Origin of the sequence: Runella sp., from assembly GCF_027484545.1 — a bacterium.
GTDB lineage: Bacteria > Bacteroidota > Bacteroidia > Cytophagales > Spirosomataceae > Runella.
The window spans coordinates 1-10,808 of the sequence record NZ_JAIXST010000073.1 but is presented as its reverse complement, the minus strand read 5'-3'; the positions used below and the strand labels follow the sequence as shown (position 1 = coordinate 10,808).

The window sequence follows — 10,808 nt, the reverse complement described above, 5'->3', positions numbered from 1 at the left end:
CGATAGGACGTGATAACAGCTTCCGTCCCGGCGAGGGTCGTCCAACTCAAAGAAAAATTCAGCTACATTCATTTCCCAAAGGTCGGGCTAACTTACCACTTCATGCAATTGCCCTATTTTTGAAAGGGATTAAGTGAGGATTAGACGGTTATTTGTTAGATTTGAGGTATAATTGAAATGATGGCGATTATACATTCTTTGTAAATCAATTTATAAAACAACAAATAATTAAATGTTAGTATGCCAACAACCGAAGAGTATAAAATAAAAATACAAAAAAAACAGAAAAAAGGACTTATCAAACTTTGGAAAAATATCATTGATAATAAAACGCCAGATTGGGAAAGCGGCAAAGCCTTTGAATTTTTAATACTAAGAGCATTTGAACTTGAGGGAGCTTTAATAAGATGGCCATATTCCGTTTCCATTTTTGGAGAAAGTGTAGAACAAATTGATGGTGTTATTCATTTTGAAGATATTAACATTTCAATTTTGGCTGAGTTTAAAGACTATTCTAAAAACTTAAATATAGAGCCAATTGCAAAATTGAGAAACCAGTTACTAAGAAGACCTTCAAGTGCTATTGGGTCAGTATTTAGCACAACAGGTTTTACTGACCCGGCTTTGATACTTTCCCAATTCTCAGCTCCACAGACAATTTTATTATGGGAACGAGACCACATAGATTTTTGCCTAAAACATAGCAAATTCAAATTAGGTCTTTTAAAAAAATATAGACACGTTATTAAGGAAGGTTTTCCAAACTTTGACGTAACAATTTAACGTAAATAAAATGAATAAAGACATAATAATAATAACTGAAGGAGAATTTGACGCAAAGGTTTTGCAAAAATTGTTAAAAGATAGAAAGCTCCCAGTTAAGTATGAGATACTTTCTGCGTATGGTTATTCTTCTGCACTTTCTAAAGTGAAATCCCTAATGACAATTAGAAACAATAAAATCATCCTGCTTCTTGACACCGATACAATTGAAAAAAATGAAATTCGCCAGAAAGAGGATTTTGTCAACTCATATGTAAACACAAACCTCATCAAAGACAACTTTAAGACATTTTGGTCAATACCTGAATTTGAAATAATTTTCCTTGACAATAAAAAATTCCTAACGGAGCTTACTCATAAAAAATTCAATAAAGACTTCTTGGACCTTGCAAAAACTTCACCAAGACGAACTTTAGAAAGTATTTCAAAAAAAACACGTGAAGAGTTCATTAAACTACTTGACAAAAAAGAAATCAGGGATGAGTTTTTTAAATCAGGGCTTATTAAAGAAATATGCGACTACATAGAGAAATAAAAACAGTTTATAATACAAGTCTTGCATCAGGCGAACTGGCTCGTAATCTTTGACTATTGTGCTTGTATTTATTTTCAGTAATAAACAAAAACTTTGTTTCTCAGAACCCGTTCGAACACAAAACCCGAGAGTATTAGCCGTAATTTCATGAAGACGTTTATAGCAGACATTATACCCAGCATTCAAAGATTTAGCAAACGTTTAGACGACATAGCTAAGCTAACAAATCAACATTGGGTCTCATTAGGAGACATAAATCAAAGTAAACGTATTTTTATTTTTCGCCCCAATAATCAACTTCTAATTTCCGAAAACGGGATTGTTGAGAAAGGTTCATGGGAGTACTTAGGCAATCAATCATTATTACTTGACACTAAACACGAAAGTTATTTGCTTAAGCATGGTTTTTTTGACGAAAATATTATCGCGCTGAAACTTGACAGTACTGAAACCTACGCTTTTTTTATTAACGAAACAAAATTTAGCAGAGAGCTAAATAATATAAACGACATCTTGCAGTTCTTGAGTGATAAATATTTAAAAAATATAACTCAAGAGAATAAAGGAGTTAGTTCAATATATTTTGATGGTAATGCAGACTTATATGTACCACAAGTTGCATCCTTAAAAAAACACAGGGTAGAATTTACAGATGGAGTTACGGTTGAAGTAATAACTGATGTTGAAGGAAAATACTTTATAGTTTCATACTATGGGCGTCATTATTACAAGACTCACGATGCCGCAATTAAAGCAGCATACATTTACAAAATGACAAAAAAAATATTAAGAGTAGATTTAGAAGAATAAAATCACCGCTAAAAAATAAGCGTTTATTACATTTGGAATATGAACAATAAAAGCCGTACTGAATTCATGAATAATTTGTAAAGTATTTAATAACGCACAAAAGTATTTTGAACTTTTCACTGAATCGTTTTTTTGTTCGGAACGTTTCCAAACCTTTTTTTATACACACTCGTTATCCACATCCCCAAATGACCGAAGAAATCAAAAAGGTGCTTTCTCGGCTGGAACGGCAACACGGCATTAAAATTCTGTATGCCGTGGAGAGTGGAAGTCGTGCCTGGGGATTTGCTTCGACCGACAGCGATTGGGATGTGCGCTATCTCTACATTCATAAACCGGATTGGTACTTAGACATTGATGATAAAAAGGACAGTCAGGAAGAAATCTTGCCCAACGACATTGATTTATCGGGTTGGGAGCTCAAAAAAGCGCTGCGGCTTTTCCGAAAATCAAACCCGCCACTGTTGGAATGGCTGCGCAGTCCCATTGTTTATTCCGAATCTTTTTCCACCGCCAACCAACTGCGGGAGTTGACCCAACATTATTTTAATCCCAAGTCGTGCATACATCATTACCTGCACATGGCGGAGGGAAATTTTAGAACGTATTTGCAAAAAGAGGAAGTGCGCGCCAAAAAGTATTTTTATGTATTGAGACCCCTCCTGGCGTGTGATTGGATCAAAGAAAACAACACCATGGCCCCCACGGAATTTCAACTATTGGTGGATACGCAGGTGAAAGACAGTGCCTTAAAACAGGAAATCGAAAACTTACTGGCCCGAAAAATAGCGGGAGAAGAATTGAACGAATCGCCTAAAATTCAACTCATTAATGACTTTTGGGAGCAGAAGCTGGATTATTATTCCACCTTTGTACAATCCCTCGAAAAACAGGCGCCACCCGATACGGAACGTTTGAATGAATTGTTTAAATTTACCCTGAAAGAAGCTTGGCAATAACCTTGCAGCTAACCGAGAAAAAATCAGTTTTAACCGGTAAATTGAAAGCATCAAGGTGACCCTCAATTTAGTAAGAACTACACCTTATGCAAACCCCGCCCACAAATAGCTTTTGGCAATTTGATGCCAACCATTGGTTTCAGCAATTAAACAGCTCAGAAAAAGGACTGTCTCAAAAAGAAGCCGACAACCTCCTGCATCAATCTGGACAGCTAAGCCCCAACAAATCGGTTTTCAAAAAAGAGGCGTTGCTGCTTATCGGGCAGTTTACCAATCCTTTGATGCTCCTTCTCATTGGGGCCGTTATTATCTCGGCTTTTTTAGGAGATACGTCCGATGTGTTCATCATCCTCTTCATTGTTTTGTCAACGGGCCTGCTCAGTTTTTTTCAGGAACGAAACGCGGGACGAGTGGTGGAGAAACTGCAATCCATGATTTCTTTGAAAAGCCTGGTGCTGAGAGATGGTCAACCTCAAGAAATCATTTCCACCAATATTGTAGCGGGAGATGTGCTTCTATTCAAAGCCGGCGATATGATACCCGCGGACTGTCTGCTGATTGAAGCCAATGAACTGAACGCCAACGAAGCGAGTTTGACGGGAGAATCGTATCCGGTCAGAAAAGAAGCGGGTATCTTGGACGAACACACCGAATTGGCAAAAAGAACCAACTGCCTGTGGGAAGGAGCCAACATTGTGAGCGGTAATGCCAAGGCGTTGGTGATTCATACGGGTGCTAACACTATTTTCGGAAGCATCGCCCAAAGTGCCACCACGTCCGTCGAAACTACTTTTGAGAAAGGAATCAAGGATTTTGGGTATTTTCTGATGAAAATTACGCTGGTTCTTTCCGTATTTATTTTGGTCGTCAATTTATTGAATGATAAAAGTGTCATTGAGTCGGCTCTGTTTGCCTTGGCATTGGCCGTTGGGATGGCCCCCGAATTATTGCCCGCCATCGCGACCATTGCCATGAGTGCGGGGGCCAAACGGATGTTGGCAAAAAAAGTAATCGTTAAGAAACTGGCCTCCATCCAAAATTTAGGGGAAGTCAGCCTGCTGTGTACCGACAAAACCGGCACCATCACCGAAGGCTCGATTACGGTGGCAGGATTGGTCGATGGTTTTGGACAGGAAAGTGAATTTGTAAAAGACCTTGCCTATTGGAACGCCATATTTGAAACAGGCTACGCCAATCCGATTGATGACGCCCTGAAAACCTTAACTTTGACTACAAAAACAGTTCCGAAAAAAATCGGCGAAGTTCCCTACGATTTTATCCGCAAACGGTTAAGCATTGCCATTCAAACCGACTCCGAAAAGTTGCTCGTCATCAAAGGCGCTTATACTCAGACTTTAAGTATTTGTTCTACCGTCAAAACAAGTAACGGAACCATCGAAGACCTTGCTTCGCACCGGGCCGCCATTGAAGATCGATTTGAGCAGTTTGGAATAAATGGCTTGCGGGCCATCGGTATTTGTTACAAGAATATTGAGACAGATACTATTTCGAAGGCGGACGAAAACGAAATGACATTCGCCGGATTTGTCTTGTTTGAAGATCCCATCAAAGTAGGTATCATTGACACCATCCATGAACTGAACAAATTGCAGGTAGGCCTAAAAATCATAACGGGCGACAATAAAAACGTCGCCAAATCAATCGCTTTAAAAATCGGCATTCAGAACCCCGTCGTCATGACAGGGCAGGAACTGTTCAATACCAGTCCAGAAGCTTTGCGACAATTGGTCAAGAAAACGCACATTTTTGCCGAAGTAGAGCCGCAACAAAAAGAACGCATCATTCAGGCATTACGAAAAACCTATACCGTCGCTTATATTGGTGACGGTATCAACGACGTATCGGCCATTACGGCGGCCGACGTGGGTATCTCCGTCGAAAATGCAGTGGACGTGGCCCGAGAAGCCGCTGATTTTGTGTTGATGGAGAAAAATCTGATGGTTTTGGTAGACGGCATCAAAGAAGGACGGAAAACATTTGCCAATACCCTGAAATACATTTACATCAGTACCGGCTCTACGTTTGGAAATATGTGCAGTGTAGCGGCGGCTTCGCTGATATTGCCCTTTTTGCCGATGCTTCCCAAACAGATTTTATTGACCAATTTCATAACAGATTTCCCCTATCTCACCATTGCCTCTGACAACGTGGATGAAGAGCAATTGGAAAAGCCTGGAAAATGGAATTTAAAACTGATTCGCAGTTACATGGTCGTTTTCGGAATTCACAGCTCACTCTTTGATATCATCACTTTTCTTACCCTTTTATTTCTGTTGAAAGTCAAAGAGACGGAATTCCAAACCGCGTGGTTTATCGAATCCATCCTTTCAGAATTGTGTATCCTGTTCATTATCAGGACCCACAAAAATTTTTTCAAAAGCAGACCGAACAAATACCTGTTTATCCTCAGTATTCTTGGGCTTGTCATGGCCGTTGGATTGCCCTATACTCCTTTTGCCGCCGAAGTCGGCCTCTACCCATTGCCTATGCTTAATTTAGGAGCTATGCTTCTTATCGTGGCGGCGTACATCATCACCGCCGATCTATTAAAGGTTTGGTTTTTTAAAAAATACCAAAAGAAGTAATTCATAACCCATTGATAATGAGAACAAAATCAATCACCTGCGACTTAAACAACCTCAGGCACAGCATCTTTTTTCTTATTCAGCGCAAGTTTTCAGCAGGAATCTCATCTAACAGAACATAAGTACACTCCCCTATCATCTTAAATTTGATTTGGGAAGGGTTCAACAAAGCAAAACTTGTAAATCAACTTTTCCATGCTAAAAAATAATGTCTTCGCGGTATTTTTATTAGTCGCTTTCTTTATCAGTTGTAACAAAGACAGTGATACCACAACGCCAACTACCACTCCTACAACGACCACTACAACTACCGCTTACAACGACCTTTGGATTCCGCCCACGCTTACGGGAACTACCTTTGACCTCACGCTGTCAAAATCCACTAAGCAAATAAAAACGGGAAACGCCACAAAAACGTACGGTTACAACGGCAACTCATTTTGGGGCCCTACGTTGATTATGAACAAAGGCGATTTTGTTAAATTGAACGTAAAAAATAATCTGACCGAAACCACCACGACGCATTGGCACGGCTTTCATATTCCTCCTGTAATGGACGGCGGCCCGCACCAAATGATTGAAGCAGGCACTACGTGGTCGCCTTCCTTTGAAGTAAAAAACAATGCGGGCACCTATTGGTATCATCCGCACCTGCACGAAAAAACGCACGAACAATTGACCTATGGCGCCGGTGGGTTCATCATCATCAAAGATCCGACAGAATCAGCATTGGCCTTACCAAGAACCTACGGCACCGACGATATTCCTTTGGTATTGACCAGCCGCAGATACAATTCCGACAATTCGTTTGATATTACCGACCACGCCTACGGCGACTACATGCTGGTGAACGGTACGGCTGATCCTCAGATAAGTTTACCCAAACAATTTGTGCGTTTCAGAATTTTGAATGCAGAGACCGAGAGAGGCTATAATTTAGGATTCAGCGACAACCGCAGTTTTTATGTCATTGGCAACGACGGCGGTTTGCTTGATGCGCCCGTAGCCGTTACCCGGGTGAAATTAGCCGTGGGAGAGCGGGCCGAAATTTTGGTGGATTTGAGTAACGATGCCGTAGGCGCAAGTTTGGACATAAAAGCCTACAACGCCAATCAGGAATTTGGATTCGGGGGAAGCGAACCTCAAACTTCAGGAACCTTCGGAAGTTTGTTAAACAACAAAGACTTCTCGGTGTTGCACATCAACGTAAAAGCAGCTACGACTGGAGCCATCACTGCCGTACCGAGCAAATTGACAACCAACACCTACTGGAAAGAATCCGATGCTACCACGACACGAACCATCAGGATCACGGGGGGACAAGCCGGGTCGGCTTTTACTTTTGACAACAATACGTATGGTTTTACGACCATCAATCAAAAAGTAAAACTCAATGCCGTTGAAAAATGGACCATTGTCAATAACAACATATTTGGTCACTCCTTCCACATCCACGACATTCAGTTCAAGATTGTATCTCGCAGTTCGGGAGCCATTGCTTCGTATGAATCGGGTTGGAAAGACACGTTTTATATTCGTACCGGCGAAACTGTTTCTGTGGTAGCCAAATATGACGATTTCACCGATGATACCAACCCGTTTATGTACCATTGCCATTTTCCTAACCACGAAGATGCTGGACTGATGGGGCAATTTCTGGTAATTAAATAATAATGAGGCAATTATCGCGTGTCTTTATAGTTTCCTTTTTGGCGTTGATTGCCTGTTCTGACCCAACACAATCAACGCCACCTTCTTTTTTCATTGAGAATACCGATCCCTTTCTGCACAAAACGGACCAAGGTTGGGTGTATAAAAAAAAGCTTTTTTCGGGCTATATGGTCGAAAAAGAAAAAGATGGACGAATCGTCTATCAATTGCCCATCATCGATGGCAAGGAAAACGGAGTAGCAAAAGGTTGGTACAATACGGGTGAAAAGCTACTGGAGCGCTTGTTTATCAACGGTAAAAAAGAAGGCTTTTTTAAACAATGGTGGCCTAATGGTCATCTTCGTTACGTATTTCATTACAAAAATGACAACTACGACGGCACCCAATGGGTCTATTTCCCCAATGAAACCAAAAGAGAAGCGAGCAATTACCAAAAGGGAGAGAAAGAAGGAATTCAACGCGTTTGGGATGAAAAGGGGGAGTTAATTTCAAATTATACCATTAAAAACAAAAAACTGTATGGGGTTATTTCGGTTAACAGTTGTATTCCCGTTTCGCATTAACAAATACCTTATTATCCTGATAACAAGCAGTTTATTGACAAATTGCAACCCTAAAGGCAAAACGGAAGCCACGCTTCCGTTTTATAATTCTGCCGATTTTACCGCCGAATGGATTTCTGAGATCCACGCGAACTACTCAAAAATTCATACCATTGCCCCCTTCGCCTTGCACAACCAACTTGGTCATCTCATTACCGAAGATTCCCTAAAAGGACAAATTTACGTAGCCAATTTCTTTTTCAGCAGTTGCCCAAGCATCTGTCCCAAAATGATGACCCATCTGAAAACCCTGCAGGAAACCTTTACCAAAGAGCCCCACTTGAAATTGGTTTCGTTTTCGGTTATGCCGTGGGTGGACTCAGTCGCGACTTTGAAGCAGTACGGCGAAGAACGTAACATCAACCCCGCCCAATGGCACTTGCTGACGGGCAAAAAAGAAGACATTTATTCCCTTGCTCGACAATCGTATTTTGCCGAAAAAACCTTGGGACAGCTCAAAAGCAACGGCGAGTTTCTTCACACAGAATCCATGCTGCTCATCGACAAAAAAGCCCGCATCAGGGGCATCTACAACGCCACCCAAAAAATTGACATTGAGCGCATTACCGACGACATCAATATTCTTCTAAAAGAGTAACTTCCATTTCATTCCCTCACTATTTTTTACCCCACCTTTTTTACGAGTAGGTGGTTATTGGCATTTGGTTTTTGAAATTCTTTTTTTTAGGTTTAGTTTGTGGTAATTCAAAAATCTGTTAAATTAGGCAGATAAATAAGAAATAGACGCCATAGCAGCAAACGGTTATACGTATTTAAAATCGGTGGAGTGGCGTCTATCCACTCGTTATAGCACATTTTAAATGACGACACAATTCCAAATAAGCGACCCCTCATTAGAATCTCAATGGAGAGCTATTATTCTATTTGGAAAAAACTCAGCGACATACAAATTTGCATTTGCTAAATCATTGCTCGTATTAATTGAACAAGAAAAAACAAAAATATCGCTTGATGAATTAGCAATACCATTCGCAAACTCAATAGTGGAGCATTTAAAAAAAAGTGACAAACAAGGCAATGCCGGTTCGAGTAAGTTTTTAGAAGGTTGCAGAAACTACATCAATGAAACGATTACAAAAGAAGACCTTTACAGTTTAACCGAAAAATATGGCTTTGTTAATGTAGTTGACGCTTTCCAAAACGTTAATGGTGGAACAATTCCTAATCCATTTTATAAAAAAAATTATAGTCAAGGTAAAAAAGAAATAGTAGTTACCGACAATTTATTAAAGATTAAAGAATTATTCCAGTATAGAAATTTGGAACAAGAAGTAGAAGCTCGATGGAACTTAGTTGAAACAGCTTGGAACTTGCAAATAAATCCGAATCTACTTGAAGTTAAGTATGATGAGAGTAAATCACTTTTTTTTATTGAGAGTAATTTAATGAAACGCATTGACATTACTTCTGTCCGAGATTCATTAAATGGTTATCAAAAAGGCAAATGCTTTTATTCATATCAGGACATTTCAATTAATAAAAATGACATCAATATTTGTGAAGTTGACCATTTTTTGCCGCATGTAAATAAGTTAGCTCATTCACAAACTGGCGCTAACATAAATGGAGTATGGAATTTAGTTCTGGCGGACAGCAGTATAAATCTACATAAGAAAGCAAGAATTCCAGAAAAACGTTTTCTTCATAGACTTTTTAACCGAAACGAATTTTACATTGAAAGCAAACATCCGTTATCAGAAACTATTATAAATCAGACAGGTTTGACAAAAGAAAGCAGAAGAAGATTTTTGGAAGCCCAATATAATTTAGCTTTGACACATTCAATTCAACAATGGAAACCTGAAATAGAATTAATTGGAACATTTTAATGAAAGACTTTACAGAAATACAAACAGATAGAATAATTTATAAAAACGAATCATTTTTTATTATTAAAGATGCTTTTCCTGTTTCGCCAGGACATCTTTTAATAATAAGCAACATTGTAAGAAAAGATTATTTTGAACTTTCTGAAAAAGAGAAAAACGAATTGAATGCTACTATTGAATTAGCAAAAAGTATTATCGAAAAAGAACACAAACCTGATGGTTATAATATTGGTATGAATTGCGGAGAATCTGCTGGTCAGACAGTATTTCACTTTCATTGTCATTTAATACCAAGGTACAGAGGCGACATGGAAAACCCACGAGGTGGCATAAGACATTGCATAAATGGAAAAGGTAACTACTAAAAAAACGTGCTATAAAAGCACCTACAAGAAATTGGCGGTTCAGTGGTTAAATGAAGCTTTATGCTTCGTATCAAGTTCAGTGGTGGCAGACAGTTTTCGTCTCCGAAATCGCCAACTTCTTGTAGCTGCAAACCGTTAGCGGCAACCTTAACCAACGACAGTACGAATATTGACAAATAAAAAAAACGATATGAAATCAGTATCACCAAACATTTTTGTAACCGACATTAACAAGACCATTGACTTTTACAAGCAATTGGGTTTTGACCTGATAACAACAGTTCTGGAAGAAGGCAACTTCATATTTGCAATGATGACTTGCGGAAACGTAACTTTTATGTTTCAGACTTTTAAAAGTTTAGGCAATGACTTGCCAATAATTTCAAGACAAAACGGTGGCTCATTGCTTTTGTATATTCAGACAACTGAAATCAGAAAATTCTTTGACCAAATAAAAGACAACGTAAAAGTGGTTAAAGGACTTGAAAAAACATTTTACGGTGCGACAGAATTTAGGTACTGGAACACTAAGTTATGGCAATCATTAAAGGTCTCATCATGAGCACTTCTTCGAGCGAATAGATACGTTTTGTCAAGCCTTGTTTCATAGCAGGCGATATTTTTTTG

Annotated in this window: 11 protein-coding genes; all 11 read left to right on the top strand. The window is 39.2% G+C overall.

The window, feature by feature from the left end:
- Positions 1-240: 240 nt before the first annotated feature.
- The 11 genes from Q0081_RS06690 (at position 241) to Q0081_RS06640 (ending at position 10,743) form a co-directional block, all read left to right on the top strand.
- On the top strand, positions 241-783 hold the full coding sequence (locus tag Q0081_RS06690) for a hypothetical protein (protein WP_298350562.1): 543 nt from the start codon (positions 241-243) through the stop codon (positions 781-783).
- Between the two features lie 10 nt (positions 784-793).
- Complete coding sequence (locus tag Q0081_RS06685) at positions 794-1,318, top strand: hypothetical protein (protein ID WP_298350558.1); 525 nt, start codon at positions 794-796, stop codon at positions 1,316-1,318.
- A gap of 147 nt (positions 1,319-1,465) precedes the next feature.
- A complete protein-coding gene (locus Q0081_RS06680) occupies positions 1,466-2,128 on the top strand; it encodes a hypothetical protein (protein WP_298350556.1) in 663 nt (220 codons plus the stop codon).
- Positions 2,129-2,316: 188 nt separating this feature from the next.
- A complete protein-coding gene (locus tag Q0081_RS06675; RefSeq protein ID WP_298350554.1) occupies positions 2,317-3,087 on the top strand; it encodes a nucleotidyltransferase domain-containing protein in 771 nt (256 codons plus the stop codon).
- A gap of 86 nt (positions 3,088-3,173) precedes the next feature.
- Complete coding sequence (mgtA, locus tag Q0081_RS06670; protein WP_298350552.1) at positions 3,174-5,693, top strand: magnesium-translocating P-type ATPase; 2,520 nt, start codon at positions 3,174-3,176, stop codon at positions 5,691-5,693.
- 195 nt (positions 5,694-5,888) lie between these two features.
- Positions 5,889-7,364, top strand: coding sequence for a multicopper oxidase family protein (locus Q0081_RS06665; protein WP_298350550.1), 1,476 nt, complete (start codon positions 5,889-5,891; stop codon positions 7,362-7,364).
- Between the two features lie 2 nt (positions 7,365-7,366).
- Positions 7,367-7,927, top strand: coding sequence for a toxin-antitoxin system YwqK family antitoxin (locus Q0081_RS06660; protein WP_298350548.1), 561 nt, complete (start codon positions 7,367-7,369; stop codon positions 7,925-7,927).
- A 34-nt stretch (positions 7,928-7,961) separates the two neighbouring features.
- The gene (locus Q0081_RS06655; protein ID WP_298350546.1) at positions 7,962-8,564 is read left to right on the top strand and encodes an SCO family protein; all 603 of its coding nucleotides are present in this window, start codon (positions 7,962-7,964) and stop codon (positions 8,562-8,564) included.
- 223 nt (positions 8,565-8,787) lie between these two features.
- Positions 8,788-9,816 carry an HNH endonuclease domain-containing protein gene (locus tag Q0081_RS06650; protein WP_298350544.1) on the top strand — a complete coding sequence of 343 codons (1,029 nt, stop codon included), beginning with the start codon at positions 8,788-8,790 and terminating at the stop codon, positions 9,814-9,816.
- Complete coding sequence (locus Q0081_RS06645) at positions 9,816-10,181, top strand: HIT family protein (RefSeq protein WP_298350542.1); 366 nt, start codon at positions 9,816-9,818, stop codon at positions 10,179-10,181. Before Q0081_RS06650 ends, Q0081_RS06645 begins: the two co-directional genes overlap by 1 nt.
- Positions 10,182-10,371: 190 nt before the next feature.
- Complete coding sequence (locus Q0081_RS06640; protein ID WP_298350540.1) at positions 10,372-10,743, top strand: glyoxalase/bleomycin resistance/extradiol dioxygenase family protein; 372 nt, start codon at positions 10,372-10,374, stop codon at positions 10,741-10,743.
- Positions 10,744-10,808: the final 65 nt, after the last annotated feature.